The sequence below is a fragment of the Streptococcus sp. IsoGale021 genome (assembly GCF_031142795.1).
In the GTDB taxonomy this organism is placed as follows: Bacteria; Bacillota; Bacilli; order Lactobacillales; family Streptococcaceae; genus Streptococcus; species Streptococcus hominis.
In genome coordinates, this window is sequence record NZ_JAKZJH010000004.1 from 28,298 (window position 1) to 46,673 (window position 18,376).

Sequence of the window (18,376 nt, forward strand, 5' to 3'; positions counted from 1 at the left end):
CAAGGAGGGAAAAATGGAACCAAAGAAAATCGAACGTATCAACGAACTTGCCAAAAAGAAAAAAACAGTTGGCCTAACGCCAGAAGAAAAAGTAGAGCAAGCTAAATTGCGTGAAGAATACATTGAAGGCTATCGTCGTAGCGTTCGCCACCACATTGAAGGGATTAAAATTGTGGATGAAGAGGGTAATGACATCACACCGGAAAAGCTCCGTCAAGTCCAACGTGAAAAAGGCTTGCACGGTCGAAGTTTGGATGATCCAAATTCGTAATAAAGGTAACAAAACATCGCTGAGAAAAATTCTCAGCGATGTTTTCATCTATTTTGTAATATCTTCAAAGTGGTCAAATGTTTGACTGTCAATAACCGCCATCAACAGTTCGTCCTTTTTAAAGGTATAGTCAGGTGATGTATCAATGTTGAGAACACCGTCGGGTGTTTCTCGAAAACCAATGATATTGAGGTTGTGGTTTTGACGAAGTTTTAATTGGACTAAATTTTTACCAATCCAAGACTGAGGTGGATAAAATTCAATAATAGATACATTTTTATCTAGTTCAATGACGTCAGTCGTAGCTTGATGCAGGATATTTTTTGCAAGTGAAATCCCTGTTTCACGCTCAGGGGAGATGCAGCGGTCTGCTCCGACCTTTAGCAAGACTTCTCTGGTTGTTTTACTTTTCACCTTGGCAATTACTTTTTCAACGCCTAACGATTTGCAGTGCATAACAGCAAGGACACTCGATTCTAGATTGTCTCCAGTAGCGACCACTACCGTATCACAGGTATCAATCCCTGCCGCCTGAAGCAAATCATGGTCTGTAATATCGCCGACCACACCTCGCGCTAAAATAGCTTCAAAATGATTGATGACATCTTCATGGTCATCGACAGCTATAATATCGCAGTTGTATTTGCGAAGTGTGTTAATGATACTGCGACCGAAAACTCCCAGCCCCAGTATACCGATTGTTCGTTTATCCATAAAATTCCTTCCTATCCAATAATAATATTTGCATTGGCAAATTTAATTGTGTCTTTCTTCTTCGGTTTTCGATTGGAAAGACTGACAATTAAGGTCAATGGTCCGATACGCCCGATAAACATCAAAAACATAATCACGGTTAAAGCGGCATGATTTAAAGTAGGTGTTAGATTTGCCGTTACGCCCACCGTTCCAAGAGCAGACATGGCTTCAAACATTAAGTAAATAAAACGATGTCCATTATCAGCGACCATAGTCAAAAAAGTCAAGCCAATGATAAAGGTTGTTGTAAAGACAATCAAGACACTAAAGGATTTTTGAATGGTAGAGGGAGAAAACGTATGGTGACCAAAATTAGTATGAGGCAAGCCAAGGATTTCCGTTCGGGCAAAGGCTAATACGACCAAAAAAGTAGTGATTTTCAGTCCCCCTGCCGTTCCTCCGGGAGCACCTCCTAGAAACATCTGAATGATGTAAAGGAGCAATGTAACTGGGCGAGCTTGTGTATAGTCAATTGTTGCAAATCCAGCCGTCCGCATGGTGACGGTTTGAAAGAAGCTGACTAAAAGTTTCTTTTCAAAGGGAAGTCGACCAATCGTAGCTGTATTTTGGTATTCTGTTAGAAATGTCAAGCAGGTTCCACTGATTAAGATGAGAGCTGTTAAAGCAAGAACCAATTTTGTGTGAAAGCGCAATTTTCGCTTATGTCCTTTTGTCTGGATATTTGTTTTTAAGTCAAACCAAACTGAAAAACCCAAGCCTCCCATGATAATCAAAGCAGCAATGGTCAAATTGACCAAGGCATCTGTTTTGTATGCCAATAAGCTAGTGCTTCCTAAGTTGTCAAATCCAGCATTACAAAATGCAGAGATAGCAAGGAAAATGGAGGTTAGAAGTCCTTTTCCCCATCCTAAAAGGGGGACAAAGCGAAAACTGAGGATAAATGCTCCAAGAGCTTCAATGCTGAAAGTAATAAGAAAAATGGAGCGAAGAAAGTCGCGAATAGAATTTGTCTCATCTCGACTAAGACTTTCTTGTAAAGTAGTACGATTGGAAAAACTGAGCTTTTGATTGGAACGTACATAAATCAGCCCAATAAAGCTAATCAGCCCCAATCCGCCAATCTGAATGAGGAGCATGCAGATGATTTGCCCCCAAATATTGTAAGTATCTGCAACAGACTGCGTAAAAAGCCCCGTCACACAAACCATTGAAACTGATGTAAAGAGGTGGTCAAAATAATTAGCTTTAGAGGTCGCTGTCTGCATAATAGGCAGATTTAAAAGAAGAGAGCCTACCACAATCACAAGGGCAAAGCTCAATAAAATGCGCCTAGCAGGAGATAATCTGGATAAGAAACGTGACATTTGTAATTTCCTTCATAGAATAATGACTTTATTTTACCACAAAGCAGCTTAAAAGACGAGAAGGAAGGCGCAAGAAGTCTAGTCCTTCTTTAAAAGTTTTCGACCGAAAAATATGCAACCAGCAATCACTGCCACATCTACCCAGAACAAGATTGGATCTGTCAAGGTGAAGAAAAAGTAGAAGGAAATGATAAGGAGAATAGCTAGAAGAGGTAAGATAATTTTTTTGTATTGTTGAAGATTCATTTAAGTTTAGCCTTTCTATTTTCTTTCTTTTTTTCTAGAGTTCTATTTGTGGAAAGTAAATCATACCGCCAACGAGTGGTTCGATAATGAGGAATCCCACAATGAGCAAAATGACAAGTGGACTAGTTAGGGAACGCCAGAGAGCATGTAAATAGTTTACTTTCCAGTCTAGCGATTTTTGAAACACTATCCATAAAAAGATAGCAAGGGGCAATAAAATAGCTGTCAGAATCGCTCGCCTTTTCAGTTGCTTTGGCGTGATTGGTAAGGTTGAAAGTTCTTCTTTATCAAACTTTTGCACACCTCGGTCTTCAGTCTTTAGGTAGACGATTTCTTGTGTTAAAAGTGCTAGCAATAATATAAATATAGGAAATGCGATTGCAATCACTTTTGGGAAATAAATTCCCAAAATAGAAGCCATAAGACTAGAGAATAGCAAAATATAATAAAGCCAGATAAAAGTCGCGCTGCTGGCTTTGCCAATCGCTCGCCGTCGATATTCATCTAGTGGTCCGACAATTCAAAATATACGTTTGATTAGTTTGTCAGTTAAAGATTCCTTTTTCATTTTTGTATCCTTTCAAATCGTTCTTGTCATTCCAAAAAAGTGTGTTTAGGTCTGTCTTCAAAGCTAGTGCTAGGTTAATGCAAAGTTCTAGTGTGGGATTATATTTGTTGTTTTCAATCATGTTAATCGTTTGTCGTGAAACGCCAATTTTTTTAGCAAGTTCTAATTGTGATAGTCCAAGACTATTTCGAAATTCTCTCACATGATTCATGCATTCCCCCTTATTTTGATGTCAAATATAACTGACATTTGTGATTTTATTATAAAAATCCTTGGTTGATATGTCAAGTATAATTGACAAAAAACTTTACATGATTCTAAAATTCTTTTTTTAAATCTTTGTGGTATAATAGTAAAGATATGACAAATGAATTTCATCATGTGACAGTTCTTCTGCACGAAACCATTGATCAACTTGATATAAAACCAAATGGAGTCTATGTTGATGCAACATTAGGTGGGGCAGGACATAGTGAATATTTATTGAGTAAATTAGGGGAAAACGGTCATCTATATGCTTTTGATCAAGATCAGACTGCTATTGAGCATGCTCAAAAACGCTTAGCATCGTATGTTGAACAAGGAATGGTGACTTTTATCAATGACAATTTTCGTCATTTAAAAGCTCGCTTGAATGAGCTGGGTGTTGAAGAAATTGATGGTATTTGCTATGATTTAGGAGTTTCGAGTCCGCAACTTGATGAGCGTGAGCGTGGCTTTTCCTATAAGCAAGATGCTCCGCTTGATATGCGAATGAATCGTGAGGCAAAGCTAACGGCTTACGAAGTAGTTAATCAATATAGCTATCATGATTTAGTGCGGATTTTTTTTAAATATGGAGAAGATAAATTTTCAAAACAAATTGCTCGTAAAATTGAGCAAATGCGTGAAAAGAAACCGATTGAAACCACTACGGAGTTGGCGGAGATTATTAAATCTGCTAAGCCTGCCAAGGAATTAAAGAAAAAAGGTCATCCAGCTAAACAGATTTTTCAAGCTATTCGTATTGAGGTCAATGATGAGTTGGGAGCGGCAGACGAGTCTATTCAACAGGCGATGGATTTGTTAGCAGTTGATGGGCGGATTTCTGTGATTACTTTTCATTCGTTAGAAGACCGCTTGACCAAGCAACTTTTTAAAGAGGCTTCAACAGTGGAAGTCCCGAAAGGTTTACCATTTATTCCAGAGGATTTACAACCTAAAATGAAATTGGTTACTCGGAAACCTATTTTACCAAGTAAAGAAGAACTAGATAACAATAATCGCGCGCATTCAGCCAAACTGCGTGTGGCACAAAAAGTACATAAGTGAGGATTGAGATGGCAAATAATAGACCAAGAACGACTAGTCAGATACTTCAGGCGCGTATTCAAAGATTTTCTCGTGTTGAAAAGGCATTTTATGGCGCTATAGTCTTGACGGCAGTTATCTTAGCGACAAGTGTCGTATTTATGCAGACAAAATTATTGCAAGTGCAGCGTGATTTAACAACTGTCAATTCAAAAATCGAGGCGAAGCGAACAGAGTTAGATGATGCCAAGCAAGAGGTTAATGAATTGATCCGTAGTGAACGTTTGTCAAAATTAGCGAGTTCGCAAGAAATGACTCAGAATAATGAAAATATCAGAACGGCGGAGTAGAGCATGAATGGACTCAGAAGACGAATTTTAAACCATGCTTTGAAAAATCGTAGGAATCCTAGTTACAACCGTAGACGAGTAGGGAAAAATCTAAGCGTTTTGACGGTTTTTGTCTTTTTTGTTTTCCTAATCAATTTTGCAATTATCATTGGAACGGGAAAGAAATTTGGCGTGAATTTAGCTGAACAGGCAAGTCAAGTGCATCAAATCACAAAGATCGTCCCAGCTAAACGTGGAACTATTTATGACCGTAATGGTTTGCCAATAGCTGAAGATGCAACTTCCTATAATGTTTATGCTGTTATTGATAAAAGTTATAAGTCAGCAACAGGAGAAATTCTCTATGTAGAAGAATCTCAATACGATAAGGTAGCTGATGTATTTAACAAGTATCTTGGTATGGATAAGGACTACGTCAAAAAACAACTATCTCGAAAAAAATTACAACAAGTTTCGTTTGGTGCTCAAGGGAATGGTATCAGTTATAGTAATATGAATACCATTCGTGAGGAATTGAAAAAAGCAAAAGTAAAGGGAGTTGATTTCACAACTAGTCCAAATAGAAGCTATAAAAATGGGAATTTTGCTTCTGTTTTTGTTGGATTGGCTCAGTTACAAGAAAATAAAGACGGTAGCAAAATGCTTGTTGGGACGACAGGTTTAGAAGCTGCTTTAAACAAGACGTTAGCCGGAACAAATGGTGTCATCACCTATGAAAAAGATAAAAACGGAAATATAGTACCGGGATCAGACAAGGTTTCAAGGCAAACACAAGATGGAAAAGATGTTTATACAACCTTATCCTCAGACCTACAGTCTTTCCTTGAAACGCGGATGAATGCGTTTGTGGAAAAAGCTAAGGGAACTTATGCCAGTGCCACATTAGTTAGTGCAAAAACTGGAGAAATCCTTGCAACGACGCAGCGTCCAAGTTTTGATGCTGATACAAAGCAAGATCTGACAAAAGACTTTGCTTGGTCTAGTGCTCTCTATCAAAATCAGTATGAACCTGGCTCAACGATGAAGGTTATGACACTAGCTGCAGCTATAGACAATAACACTTTCCCAGAAAATGAAACGTATAATAATAGTGGGCTGCAAATTGCAGATGTAACGATTCGAGACTGGAATGTCAACATGGGACTTTCTGAAGGACAGACATTAACCTATGCTCAAGGTTTTGCTCTTTCTAGTAATGTGGGAATGGCTTCTCTTGAGAAAAAAATGGGTGACGAAAAATGGCTAGACTATCTTAGCAAGTTTAAATTTGGACTACCTACACGCTTTGGAATGAATTATGAAGATTACGGCGGTCTTCCGGCAGATAATATCGTTACATATGCAATGAGTGCTTTTGGTCAAGGAATTTCGGTTACTCAAATACAAATGTTACGTGCTTTTTCTTCTATCGCCAATGATGGTGTAATGGTTGAACCAAAATTCATCAGTGCCATTTATGATTCCAAAAGCGGGAGTGCGCGTAAGGCTTCTACAGAGATTGTCGGGCACCCCGTTTCCGAAGATGCTGCTAAGTCAACGAGAGACCATATGGTGACTGTCGGTACAGATCCTATTTACGGAACATTATATAGCAAGGCAGAGGGCGGTCCAATTATCAAAGTACCTAATCAAAATGTGGCGGTTAAATCCGGTACAGCGCAGATTGCAGGAGAAAATGGCAGTGGTTATCTGACAGGGGCAAATGATTACATCTATTCTGTTGTGGCAATGACACCAGCAGAAAATCCTGATTTTATCATGTATGTAACTCTGAAACAGCCCTCAGAATCTTTCCAACCAATCTTCTGGAAAGAGGTGGTCAATCCGGTGTTAGAAGAAGCTGCAGCGATGAAGGATACGTTGAACTTGACGACGCAATCACCTGTTTTAAAGTCAGTTTCAAAAGAAATAACTTATAAAATGCCATCTACTAAAAATACCAGCCCTGGTGATTTAGCAGATGAGTTACGACGCAATCTTGTACAACCTATTATCCTAGGTACTGGTAAAAATATTAAGAAAGTTTCTGTAAGAACAGGTGAAGCACTGAAATCCAATCAGCAAATCCTTGTCTTAACAGATCACTTTACTGAAATGCCGGATATGTACGGTTGGACCAAGAAAAATGCTGAAACATTCGGTGAATGGTTGGGCATAAAAGTGCATGTTAAGGGTAAAGGCTCTAAGGTCGTTGCCCAAAGTGTCAAAACCAACGCATCACTCAAGAAAATAAAAGAAATAACAATTACATTAGGAGATTAGCATGTTACAAGCTATCGTCGCAGGTGTTGTGACCTTTATTCTAACTCTGGTTGGAATACCTGCTTTTATTCGTTTTTATCATAAAGCTCATATTTCTGGGCAACAAATGCACGAGGATGTGAAGCAGCACCAAGCAAAAGCGGGAACTCCAACCATGGGTGGGACTGTTTTCTTGGTAGCTTCCGTTTTGTCCAGTTTTGTGATTACACTTATATCAAGAGAACTCTCAAGCGCTGCTTTGATGATATTGTTTATTCTTGTTTTGTACGGTATTGTTGGTTTCTTGGATGACTTTTTAAAGATTTTTCGCAAAATAAATGAAGGCTTAAATCCCAAACAAAAATTGGTTCTTCAAATTATTGGTGGTATTGTTTTTTACTTTTTCTTTGATACTCATGGTGGCGGTGACTTACTCAATGTTTTTGGTTTCCCAGTTCATTTAGGTTATCTTTATATCGCTTTTGCCCTCTTTTGGCTGGTCGGTTTTTCCAACGCAGTCAATTTAACAGATGGTATTGATGGGTTAGCTAGCATTTCTGTTACAATCAGCTTAGCAGCTTATGCAGTTATTGCGACTGTTCAGCATCGTTTTGATATTTTAATTGTCATTTTGAGTATGATTGGCGGTCTGCTTGCCTTCTTCATTTTCAATCATAAACCAGCTAAAATTTTTATGGGTGATGTAGGGAGCTTAGCGCTTGGCGGTATGTTAGCAGCCATTTCGATGGCGCTTCATCAAGAATGGACGCTTCTCATCATTGGAATTGTCTATGTCTTTGAGACAACTTCGGTTATGATGCAGGTTTCTTATTTCAAATTGACCGGTGGTAAAAGGATTTTCCGGATGACACCAGTTCATCACCATTTTGAATTAGGTGGTTTGTCAGGGCATGGTAAAGCTTGGAGTGAATGGAAGGTCGATTTCTTTTTCTGGGGAATTGGTCTTGCAGCTAGCTTACTAACACTTGCAATTTTATATTTATAAGAGAAACGAGGCGGGGACAATATTATTTCTGCCTCGCTTTTTTATGACGAAAACTTCGTCCCTACCTCACTAGCCTTCTAGATTGCTGAATAACCACCCTTCTGAGAGATGAGGTTAGAAACTAAAAAATGCAAATTTTATCTCTGGATGTCTCTTTTTTTGTTTTTAAAGAGCAGAAAATCCGAAAAATATATTAAAAAATCATGATTTTTCTTGTACTTATACGAAAAAAGTGTATAATAGGTTCAATATTTAGTTGAAGGAGGGGAGTAGTTGATATCTTCATAAAGTAGAATGGCTTATTTTTTAACTTTAAAAGAATGTTTATTCAATTTTAGTCAAAAGATAAATTTATTGTTTTTGCTTATTTATGTATTTTGCGGCTTATTTTAATCATATTATGCAGTGAATAACTAGTATTTTGAATAAATAATATTTTCTGTCAAAAACAGCTCTTTACTTTTTGAAACTATTTCGGTATAATATTCAATGTAATAAGATGTGACATTAGAGGAGGTTTATCTATGAAATCATCAAAATGGATTATTGCAACAGGAGTTGTGCTAAGCGCTGGAATCCTATTATCAGGTTGTGGCAAGTCAGCTTCTAGCACATCAACTTATTCATACGTGTATACACAAGATCCAGACACGCTAAATTATCTGATGGCGAACCGTGCGACAACTTCAGATGTTGTGACTAACTTAGTTGATGGATTATTGGAAAATGACCAGTACGGAAATTTAGTTCCGGCGCTTGCTAAGTCATGGACAGTCTCCAAAGATGGCTTGACATATACGTATAAATTACGTAAAGATGCTAAATGGTACACATCAGAAGGTGAAGAGTACGCAAGTGTAAAGGCGCAAGACTTTGTAACTGGCTTGAAATACGCCGCAGATAATAAATCAGAAGCCCTTTACCTCGTTCAAGATTCTGTCAAAGGTTTAGATGCTTACATCAAGGGTGAAACGAAAGATTTTTCAACGGTTGGAGTAAAAGCTCTAGATGACTATACAGTACAGTATACACTCAGCCGTGCAGAGACTTATTGGAATTCAAAAACGACCAATAATATCCTCTTCCCAGTTAATGCAGATTTCTTGAAATCACAAGGAAAAAATTTTGGTTCTGTAAAACCAACCAGCATTCTATACAATGGTCCGTATCTGTTGAAATCTCTGACGGCCAAGTCTTCTATGGAATTTGCTAAAAATCCTCATTACTATGATAAAAAGAATGTTCATTTGGACAATATCAAATTGACATATTATGACGGCTCTGACCAAGAAGCTCTTATCCGTAACTTCACAGATGGTGCCTATAGTGCAGCTCGTCTTTATCCAAATAGCTCTAGTTTTGCTTCTGTTAAGAAACAATATGCTAACAATATCATCTATAGTTTGCAAGATGCGACCAGCTACTATTATAACTTTAATTTAAATCGTCAGTCTTACAACCATACATCTAAGAAAACAGATGCTCAAAAGGCTGCGACACAAGAAGCGGTGCTAAATAAAGCTTTCCGCCAAGCTATCAACTTTGCCTATAATCGTACTTCTTATGGTGCACAAAGTAATGGGAAAGACGGAGCGACAAAGGTATTGCGGAACACACTCGTGCCACCAACATTTGTTTCTATCGGTGATAAAACGTTTGGTGATGTTGTGTCTTCTAAATTGGTAAACTATGGCTCAGAATGGTCAAATATGAATTTGGCCGATGCACAAGATGCTTATTACAATCCAGAAAAAGCCAAGGCGAAGTTTGCTCAAGCTAAAGCAGAATTGCAAGCAAAAGGTGTTCAGTTCCCTATTCACTTAGATGTACCGACTGATCAGACAAGCAAAATTGGTGTTCAATGGGAAAGTTCCATGAAGCAATCTGTTGAGTCTGTCTTGGGCACAGAAAATGTTGTCATTGATATTCAACAAATGAGTTCAGATGAATTAAATAATATCAGTTATTTTGCTAATACGGCTGCTCAAAAGGACTATGATCTGTATAATGGTGGCTGGTCTGGTGACTATCAAGATCCATCTACTTATTTAGATACTTTGAATACAAAAAATGGTGGTAGTTTACAAAACTTTGGTCTGGAACCAGGTCAAGAAAATGATAAGATTAAGGCAGTTGGACTGGACACATATACAGAGATGCTAGCAGAAGCAAATGCTGAAACCAACGAAGCTACACGCTATGAAAAATATGCCGAAGCGCAAGCATGGTTAATCGATAGTGGCTTGACAATGCCAAACCTCTCTCTTGGAGGAACACCGTCCGTGACGAAAACAGTTCCATTTAGTCGTTCTTATTCATTAGTTGGAATCAAAGGTGCTTCAAGCAGTTATTTCAAATATGTCAAACTGCAAGACAAGATTGTAACAACAAAAGAATACGAAAGTGCTAAAAAGAAATGGCTAAAAGAAAAAGAAACTTCTAATAAAAAAGCACAAGATGACTACGAAAATCATGTGAAATAAAACAAATGCAAGAAACTTCTATGAACGACAAGCTTCGTAGGAGTTTCTTTGTGTTGTGTTCATATCTAAAGAACCTATATCGAAGAAGTTTCAAACAAGAGTTGGCTTTAGGGAGTGATTTTAAGTGCTGACAGATACATTTTTTCAAAAAATTTTCTTGACAAGGAGTTTCTATCCTGTTATACTAATAAGGTACTCAATAGCGGGGATGGCGGAATTGGCAGACGCGCAGGACTAAGGATCCTGTGACCGCTTTAGGTCGTGAGGGTTCAAGTCCCTCTCTCCGCATCAGATAAGCTGGCTTCGGCCAGTTTTTTTGTTGATGTTGTTACATTTTATGTTATTATTTTTGCGATGTAAGGAAAGAGAAACAATTTCATAAGAGAAAATGCTTAAAAGATTAGGAAACACTGGTATTTTTTCCTAAAAAGTGATAAAATAAACAATGTAAATGGGGAAACCCATAAAAATAAATAGGAGGCCTAATACTAATGGCAATCGTTTCAGCAGAAAAATTTGTCCAAGCAGCTCGTGACAATGGTTATGCAGTTGGTGGATTTAATACAAACAACCTTGAGTGGACTCAAGCTATCTTGCGTGCAGCAGAAGCTAAAAAAGCTCCAGTTCTTATCCAAACTTCTATGGGTGCTGCTAAATATATGGGTGGTTACAAAGTATGTAAACTTCTCATCGAAAACCTTGTAGAATCAATGGGAATTACTGTACCAGTTGCTATTCACCTTGACCATGGTCATTATGAAGATGCACTTGAATGTATCAAAGTTGGTTACACTTCAGTTATGTTTGATGGTTCTCATCTTCCAGTTGAAGAAAACCTTGAAAAAGCTCGCAAAGTTGTTGAATTTGCGCATGCAAATGGCGTGTCAGTAGAAGCTGAAGTTGGTACAATCGGTGGCGAAGAAGACGGTATCATCGGTGACGGTGAATTAGCTCCAATCGAAGATGCAAAAGCAATGGTTGAAACTGGAATTGACTTCCTTGCAGCAGGTATTGGTAACATTCATGGACCATACCCAGCTAACTGGAAAGGTCTTCACCTTGACCACTTGCAAAAATTGACAGAAGCTGTCCCTGGATTCCCAATCGTACTTCACGGTGGTTCAGGTATTCCTGATGACCAAATCCAAGCAGCTATCAAATTGGGTGTTGCTAAAGTAAATGTAAACACTGAATGTCAAATTGCTTTTGCAAAAGCTACTCGTAAATTCGTTGCTGAATACGAAGCAAACGAAGCAGAATACGATAAGAAGAAACTTTTTGACCCACGTAAATTCTTGAAACCAGGTTTTGAAGCCATTACAGAAGCTGTTGAAGAACGTATCGATGTATTTGGTTCAGAAGGTAAAGCTTAATTAGGCTTACCAAATAAACAAGAAAATCTCGCCTTGTGCGGGATTTTTGTTGATTGTTGAATACATAAACATAAAAGATAAAAATTTGTTGGCAGGAATGGGAGAGAGGAATGGCTCAGATTAAAGAAATCAAGAAAGAGGAGCAGAAGTTAGCGATTGCAGCTGAGATTTTGGCTGATTTACCAGAGTGGTTTGGTATTCCAGATAGTACTCAAGCCTATATTGAGGCGGCTGGGAAACTTCGTGTCTGGGGAGCTTATGAAGGTGATGATCCGCTTGGTTTTATTAGTTTGTCCTATTCCAGTGAAGACTGTGCAGAGATTGACTGCCTAGCTATCAAGAAAGACTATCATAGACAAGGGATTGGATCAAAGTTAGTGAATATCTTGGAAATGGCAGCAAGACAACAGGTTGACTATTTACAAGTCAAAACAGTGGCACCGGGTCATTATCCAACCTACGATAGAACGAATGCTTTCTATCAGGCTCAAGGTTTTAAAAAATTAGAAATCTTCCCTCGGCTGTGGGATTCACATAATCCCTGCATGGTTTTAATCAAGAAAATTTCCTAAAAACTTCTTGACAAAAAAATTTGACGTGTTAGAATAAGAATGTGTTGAATGCCGATTTAGCTCAGTTGGTAGAGCAACGCACTCGTAACGCGTAGGTCGTAGGTTCAAGCCCTATAATCGGCATCATTGAAGGTCTTCATTGATTGAAGGCTTTTTGTTTATTGTTAAGCATTGTTGTGTAAAAAAAGCTAATCGCATCTGACCAGCTTATGAAAAACAAGTAGGATATCCAAATTTTACAACCACTTGCGTCTCGAAAGGAACCACTTACTGAAAATCACTTGAATTTCACGAACCAATTGTTATAATAAAATAAAGAAAAACGAGGGAGTGTTTATGAAGATTCGAGTAGAGCTAGATTCTAATCTAGAAGAAGCAGAAATTGTCATTAAGGCACCTCGCTTTGATGAGCAGATAGAGCGCGTTCAGCGTTCTCTGGAAGAAGTTGCTAAGCCGTCTATTCTTTTTTACAAAGATACGAGCGAATACTATGTTGATTTAGCGGATATTCTCTTTTTTGAGACAGAGGGAAATAAGATTTTTGCACATGCTCGAAATAATGCTTATGAAGTAAAGCTGAAATTGTATGAGCTGGAAGAATGCTTGCCACGCTATTTCTGCCGTATTTCTAAGTCAACGATTACGAATATTAAAGCAATTTATTCGTTGGAAAAGTCTTTTTCAGGGACTAGTAGCATTCGCTTTTATGATACTCATAAACAGGTGCATGTGTCTCGGCATTATTTTCAATTTTTAAAAGAAAAATTAAGTGAAATGAGGTAAATATTATGAGAAAAACATTGTTTGGAATGGGGCTTTTGGTATTGGCAGGCTGGGTACTACTACAAGGAAATTTTGGTATTCCGCTTATTGATTTCAATTTTTGGCCGATGCTTGTTGTGCTTGGCTTTGCTTACTTTGCAATTGAAAATTTTTGGAGAGGAAATTTATCTGGTGGGGTTATTTTAGCCATTATTTCCTTAATCGTTGCAAATAGTAGCTATCACTTTTTGCCCATCTCATCTGGAACGATTTTCTTAGCAGGGATTCTGGCTTCTATTGGGATTGGCTTGATTTTCAAACCAAAACGAATTTGGGGTGTTTATCGTGGTTCAAATGCTCATCGCATTATAAATGGGGATATTAATTTTGGAAGTGGTACGCGCTACATCAATTCGGAAGATTTTACCTATGAAACGCTAGATTGTACCTTTGGTAATGCCACAGTTTATTTTGACAATGCCACGATAAAAGGCGATTCTGCTACCTTTGATGTTGATGTATCTTTTGGGAATGCAACGTTATATGTGCCTAGTAATTGGCGTGTGGAGTTGGATGTAGACAATGCTTTCGGCACAGTTACCAATCCCCGTAACATCAATGAGAAAGACAAGACCCTCTATGTAAAGGGAGATGTATCTTTCGGTCGTTTGGGAATTATCTATATTTAAGACTGACGGATTAGACTGCCTTGGCTAAATTTTGAAATATAGAGAAAATAGTCTTGCAAAATCATAGAAATTGTGATAAAATTTTACGGTATGTGGTATAAAACCCGTGAAACTAATCAGGAGGACAAGTATCAATGGCAAAAGTATGTTACTTTACAGGTCGTAAAACTGTATCAGGAAATAACCGCTCTCACGCAATGAACCAAACAAAACGTACTGTGAAACCAAATCTTCAAAAGGTGACAATCTTAGTTGATGGTAAACCTAAGAAAGTTTGGGCTTCAGCACGTGCCCTTAAATCAGGCAAAGTTGAACGCGTTTAATTTATGAAGAATCGGACCTCTGGGGTCCTTTTTCTTTTTGCACAAGAAAATAGATTTTTTACGACAAGGAAAATCCCCAACATTGACTGAATCCTTTCTAATTATGTACTCTCTCTTTTACAGTCCGCGTAAAATATGGTAAAATAAACTATAAAATACTTTTGAGGTAGAAACTATGACTGTAAAAATCAATACAAAAGATGGTCAAATCGAACTGACAGATGATGTCATTGCGACAATTGTTGGTGGGGCAGCAACTGAAATTTTTGGTGTTGTCGGAATGGCCAGTAAAAATGCCATTAAAGATAATTTCCAAGCTTTATTAGGCAAAGAAAATTATGCGAAAGGCGTTGTAGTAAAGACCACGGACGAAGGTAGCATTGCTGTTGATGTGTATACAGTTTTGAGCTATGGTACCAAGATCAGTGAAGTGTCTAAAAATATTCAAGAACGTGTGAAATTCAGTCTTGAAAATCAGCTTGGAATTACTGCCGAAACAGTAAATGTCTATATCCAAAATATTAAAGTTGTAGGAGAATAATCGTGTCAAATATTACTACTAGTTTATTTCAAGAAATGGTGCAGTCTGCATCTACTCGTTTGAATAAACAGGCTGAATATGTCAATTCTTTAAATGTTTTTCCTGTGCCAGACGGTGATACAGGTACCAATATGGGAATGACCATTGAAAATGGGGCAAAGGAAGTTGCAGATAAATCTGCTTCTACTGTCGGTGAAGTAGCTGGGATTTTTGCAAAAGGTCTATTGATGGGAGCGCGTGGAAATTCTGGCGTTATCACTTCTCAGCTGTTCCGTGGTTTCTCTCAAAGTGTGAAAGAAAAGGAAGAATTAACAGGACAAGATTTAGCCCTTGCTTTTCAATCTGGAGTGGAAGTAGCCTACAAAGCTGTGATGAAGCCAGTTGAGGGAACGATTTTGACAGTTTCTCGTGGAGCTGCGATCGGTGCTAAGAAAAAAGCAGAAGAGACAGATGATGCTGTTGAGGTCATGAAAGCAGCTCTTGATAGTGCTAAGGTGGCTCTTGCTAAAACACCAGACATGCTTCCGGTCTTAAAAGAAGTTGGTGTTGTGGACTCTGGTGGTCAAGGTCTTGTTTTCATTTATGAAGGCTTTTTGTCAGCATTGACAGGCGAATACATTGCATCTGAAGAATTTCAAGCAACGCCTGCAACTATGACAGAAATGATCAATGCAGAACACCATAAGTCGGTAGCTAGTCATGTGGCAACAGAAGACATCAAATATGGCTATTGTACGGAAATCATGGTCGCTTTGAAAAAAGGTCCAACGTATGTAAAAGAATTTGACTATGATGAATTCCGCAACTATTTGAATGAACTGGGCGACTCACTTCTTGTCGTAAACGATGATGAAATCGTAAAAGTTCATGTTCACACGGAAGACCCAGGTTTGGTCATGCAAGAAGGTTTGAAATATGGAAGCCTTGTCAAGGTCAAAGTAGATAATATGCGCAATCAGCACGAAGCGCAGGTTGAAAAAGAAGAACGTGAAAATAGCCAGCCAACAGAAGAAAAAGAATATGCTATTATTGCGGTAGTTGCAGGAGAAGGATTGTCAGATATCTTTAAGGCACAAGGTGTGGACTATATCATCTCTGGCGGGCAAACGATGAATCCTTCAACAGAAGATTTCATCAAGGCTGTTGAACATGTGAATGCTCGTCATATCATTATTCTGCCAAACAACAAAAATATTTTCATGGCGGCGCAATCGGCGGCGGAAGTGATTGAACAACCTGCTGCAGTGATTGAAACAAGAACGATTCCGCAAGGTTTGACTAGCTTGCTAGCTTTTGATCCAAGCAAATCCATTGAAGACAACCATGATCGTATGACGGCTGTTCTTGCTGATGTTGTCAGTGGTAGTGTGACGACAGCTGTTCGTGATACAACGATTGATGGTCTTGAAATTCATGAAAATGATAACCTTGGTATGGTGGATGGAAAAATTGTTGTTTCCAATCCAGACATGTTGACGACATTGAATGAAACTTTTAGCAAAATGCTAGATGTAGATAGTGAGATTGTAACGATTTATATCGGTGAAGACGGTAGTGAAGACTTGGCTAATGAACTAGCGCAAGATATTACTGAAAAATTTGAAGATGTAGAAGTAGAAATACATAATGGCGGACAGCCAGTTTATCCATACCTTTTTAGTGTTGAATAAAACAGAAGAATTATTGCGAAGGGCGACTCGATGGAGTCGTCTTTTTTATGACATTTGTCATGTTGAGTGATGACAAAATCATCTAGTGGCGATAAAAGAGTTGAGCTATAATGAAAGTAACAAGAGGAAATGTAGAGTTAGAAGCCAAGTCTACAACCTGTTTTATTCTTCTTGCTGCAAGTAACTTTGTGGTAATCTAATCGTTGACCAGAAACTTCCTGAGCCAATTGCTAGGACTTCTGTATGTGTTGCATTTCCACCAATAAAAATAATGAGGAGAAAAAGATGAAGCTGATTGAGGTGAACCGTTTATCTAAAAAGATTCGTGGGAAAGAAATTTTGAAAGATATCTCTTTTACTATTAACGAGGGAGAATGTGTGGCGTTGATTGGTCCAAATGGAGCTGGGAAGACCACGCTCATGGATTGTTTGCTAGGCGATAAATTTCTTACAAGTGGGCAGGCTAGTGTTCGAGGATTAAAGCCAACAGATGAGCAATTAAAGCAGATTGTTGCTATTTTACCACAAGAAAATACAGTTGTGGCAGATTTGAAGGTAAAAGAACTACTGAACTTTTTTCAAAGTATTTACCCACGTAGTTTAACTAATCAAGAAGTTGATGCCCTTTTGACATTTACGGATAAGCAAAAAGATCAGCTAGCCAGCAAATTATCTGGTGGGCAAAAACGGTTGTTTTCTTTTATTTTAGCTCTTATTGGCCGACCTAAAATTCTCTTTTTAGATGAGCCGACTTCTGCTATGGATACTTCCACTCGGCAGCATTTTTGGGAAATTGTGGATGAGTTGAAGAAAAAGGGTGTGACCATTATTTACTCTTCTCACTATATTGAGGAAGTAGAGCATACAGCAGATCGGATTTTGGTTTTGCATAAGGGTGAATTGATTCGTGATACAACGCCTTACGCTATGCGCAGCGAAGAACAAGAAAAACACTTTACTATTCCGCTTTCTTACCAAGCTATTTTGGAAAGGTTACCTGAAGTGACCGAAATTGAAATCAAGCAAAATGCTCTCTCCTTTGCAACTAGAAAGGCTGGTCAAGTGTGGCAAGTCTTGGTAGAGAATGGTTGTACGATTGAGGAAGTAGAAGTGCGCAACCGGACACTATTGGATAGTATTTTTGAGACAACGCAAGAGTAAAAGGAGATCTATCATGAAAAATATGAGAAGTTTAATGAAGGTTGAATTGATTTTAATGAAGCGCCAAGCGGCTTATTATCTATTGTCTATTGGATTGCCTAGTGTCTTTTATCTGATTTTCTCAGGTATGATGTCTGGGAGTGCCACCCCTACACTTGTACTCCAAACCTATCTCTTTTCTATGACAGTTTTTAGTATTATGTCCAGTGCTTTCTTTAGTATTCCAAGCACCTTGCAGTCTGATAAAACTAATAATTGGCAAAAAATGCTTCAACACTCACCTGTTTCTATGATAGAATATTATATATCCAAACTTTTCAGTGCTTTACTGACTTTCCTTCTTTCCATAGTCGTTGTATTTTCTATTGGACATTTCGTTCGTGGAGTCAATCTTCCTGCAATGGATTGGTTAATCATCGCCCTAATTATTTTGTTTGGAAGTTTGGTTTTCATTGCTATGGGAGTACTAGTGAGTTTACTTCCTAGCGCTCAGCTTATGTCTGTTGTGGGGAATATTGCCTATATGGCTTTGGCAGTCCTGGGTGGTCTTTGGTTTCCTTTGACCATGTTTCCAAAATGGCTCCAATCAATCGGTAAGTTGACTCCTAGTTATCAACTCATGCAGATTGTATCTTCTTATTTGGAACATCGCGAGTTTAATGCCATTGCAGCACTGATTGTTCTGGTTTACACAGTTGGTGTCAGTCTGGTGGTTCTTCAACTTAAAAAACGGATTGAGGTAAAATAAA

At 38.2% G+C, this 18,376-nt stretch carries 20 protein-coding genes and 2 tRNA genes; 17 read left to right on the forward strand and 5 right to left on the reverse strand.

All coding sequences use genetic code 11. The annotated features are described in order from the left end of the window. Positions 1–13 precede the first annotated feature (13 nt). Positions 14–271 carry a DUF896 family protein gene (locus RG565_RS04165; RefSeq protein WP_003025937.1) on the forward strand — a complete coding sequence of 86 codons (258 nt, stop codon included), beginning with the start codon at positions 14–16 and terminating at the stop codon, positions 269–271. 48 nt (positions 272–319) lie between these two features. Here RG565_RS04165 and RG565_RS04170 read toward each other — a convergent pair whose 3' ends face one another. From RG565_RS04170 to RG565_RS04190, 5 genes are all read right to left on the reverse strand, one after another. After that, positions 320–985 carry a TrkA family potassium uptake protein gene (locus tag RG565_RS04170; RefSeq protein ID WP_247936733.1) on the reverse strand — a complete coding sequence of 222 codons (666 nt, stop codon included), beginning with the start codon at positions 983–985 and terminating at the stop codon, positions 320–322. A gap of 11 nt (positions 986–996) precedes the next feature. Then, on the reverse strand, positions 997–2,352 hold the full coding sequence (locus RG565_RS04175) for a TrkH family potassium uptake protein (protein WP_247936734.1): 1,356 nt from the start codon (positions 2,350–2,352) through the stop codon (positions 997–999). 78 nt (positions 2,353–2,430) lie between these two features. Beyond that, positions 2,431–2,598, reverse strand: a complete 168-nt coding sequence (locus RG565_RS04180) for a hypothetical protein (protein WP_003043314.1) — start codon at positions 2,596–2,598, stop codon at positions 2,431–2,433. Positions 2,599–2,632: 34 nt separating this feature from the next. Continuing rightward, positions 2,633–3,118 (reverse strand): DUF3278 domain-containing protein, encoded by a 486-nt coding sequence (locus tag RG565_RS04185; protein ID WP_268732186.1) that lies wholly within the window; start codon positions 3,116–3,118, stop codon positions 2,633–2,635. 25 nt (positions 3,119–3,143) lie between these two features. Then, positions 3,144–3,377, reverse strand: coding sequence for a helix-turn-helix transcriptional regulator (locus RG565_RS04190; protein WP_247936735.1), 234 nt, complete (start codon positions 3,375–3,377; stop codon positions 3,144–3,146). 149 nt (positions 3,378–3,526) lie between these two features. On the opposite strand from RG565_RS04190, the gene rsmH reads away from it, so the two are divergent. The 16 genes from rsmH to RG565_RS04270 all read left to right on the forward strand — a co-directional run bounded on the left by rsmH (position 3,527) and on the right by RG565_RS04270 (position 18,375). Then, complete coding sequence (rsmH, locus tag RG565_RS04195; protein WP_247936736.1) at positions 3,527–4,477, forward strand: 16S rRNA (cytosine(1402)-N(4))-methyltransferase RsmH; 951 nt, start codon at positions 3,527–3,529, stop codon at positions 4,475–4,477. An 8-nt stretch (positions 4,478–4,485) separates the two neighbouring features. After that, positions 4,486–4,806 (forward strand): cell division protein FtsL, encoded by a 321-nt coding sequence (gene ftsL / locus RG565_RS04200; RefSeq protein WP_003031041.1) that lies wholly within the window; start codon positions 4,486–4,488, stop codon positions 4,804–4,806. Between the two features lie 3 nt (positions 4,807–4,809). Continuing rightward, on the forward strand, positions 4,810–7,068 hold the full coding sequence (pbp2X, locus tag RG565_RS04205; RefSeq protein WP_268732184.1) for a penicillin-binding protein PBP2X: 2,259 nt from the start codon (positions 4,810–4,812) through the stop codon (positions 7,066–7,068). A 1-nt stretch (position 7,069) separates the two neighbouring features. Further along, entirely contained in the window at positions 7,070–8,053 is a 984-nt protein-coding gene (gene mraY / locus RG565_RS04210; RefSeq protein WP_268732183.1) for a phospho-N-acetylmuramoyl-pentapeptide-transferase, read from the forward strand. 524 nt (positions 8,054–8,577) lie between these two features. Continuing rightward, on the forward strand, positions 8,578–10,536 hold the full coding sequence (locus tag RG565_RS04215; protein ID WP_268732182.1) for a peptide ABC transporter substrate-binding protein: 1,959 nt from the start codon (positions 8,578–8,580) through the stop codon (positions 10,534–10,536). 202 nt (positions 10,537–10,738) lie between these two features. Continuing rightward, positions 10,739–10,824 (forward strand) — tRNA-Leu (locus RG565_RS04220). A gap of 203 nt (positions 10,825–11,027) precedes the next feature. Then, a complete protein-coding gene (locus RG565_RS04225; protein WP_003025917.1) occupies positions 11,028–11,909 on the forward strand; it encodes a class II fructose-bisphosphate aldolase in 882 nt (293 codons plus the stop codon). Positions 11,910–12,019: 110 nt separating this feature from the next. Further along, positions 12,020–12,481, forward strand: coding sequence for a GNAT family N-acetyltransferase (locus tag RG565_RS04230; RefSeq protein WP_003028461.1), 462 nt, complete (start codon positions 12,020–12,022; stop codon positions 12,479–12,481). Between the two features lie 50 nt (positions 12,482–12,531). Then, positions 12,532–12,604 (forward strand) — tRNA-Thr (locus RG565_RS04235). A gap of 213 nt (positions 12,605–12,817) precedes the next feature. Next, positions 12,818–13,264: a LytTR family DNA-binding domain-containing protein gene (locus tag RG565_RS04240; protein ID WP_049514692.1), complete on the forward strand. Its 447-nt coding sequence runs from the start codon at positions 12,818–12,820 to the stop codon at positions 13,262–13,264. 5 nt (positions 13,265–13,269) lie between these two features. Continuing rightward, positions 13,270–13,932, forward strand: a complete 663-nt coding sequence (locus tag RG565_RS04245; protein ID WP_070670881.1) for a hypothetical protein — start codon at positions 13,270–13,272, stop codon at positions 13,930–13,932. 134 nt (positions 13,933–14,066) lie between these two features. Continuing rightward, a complete protein-coding gene (gene rpmB, locus RG565_RS04250; protein WP_003025909.1) occupies positions 14,067–14,255 on the forward strand; it encodes a 50S ribosomal protein L28 in 189 nt (62 codons plus the stop codon). Between the two features lie 175 nt (positions 14,256–14,430). After that, positions 14,431–14,796 (forward strand): Asp23/Gls24 family envelope stress response protein, encoded by a 366-nt coding sequence (locus RG565_RS04255; protein ID WP_003031118.1) that lies wholly within the window; start codon positions 14,431–14,433, stop codon positions 14,794–14,796. Positions 14,797–14,798: 2 nt separating this feature from the next. After that, positions 14,799–16,466, forward strand: coding sequence for a DAK2 domain-containing protein (locus RG565_RS04260; protein ID WP_106082861.1), 1,668 nt, complete (start codon positions 14,799–14,801; stop codon positions 16,464–16,466). Between the two features lie 285 nt (positions 16,467–16,751). After that, the gene (locus RG565_RS04265; RefSeq protein ID WP_070670885.1) at positions 16,752–17,627 is read left to right on the forward strand and encodes an ABC transporter ATP-binding protein; all 876 of its coding nucleotides are present in this window, start codon (positions 16,752–16,754) and stop codon (positions 17,625–17,627) included. Between the two features lie 13 nt (positions 17,628–17,640). Next, entirely contained in the window at positions 17,641–18,375 is a 735-nt protein-coding gene (locus RG565_RS04270; protein ID WP_247936740.1) for an ABC transporter permease, read from the forward strand. Position 18,376: the final 1 nt, after the last annotated feature.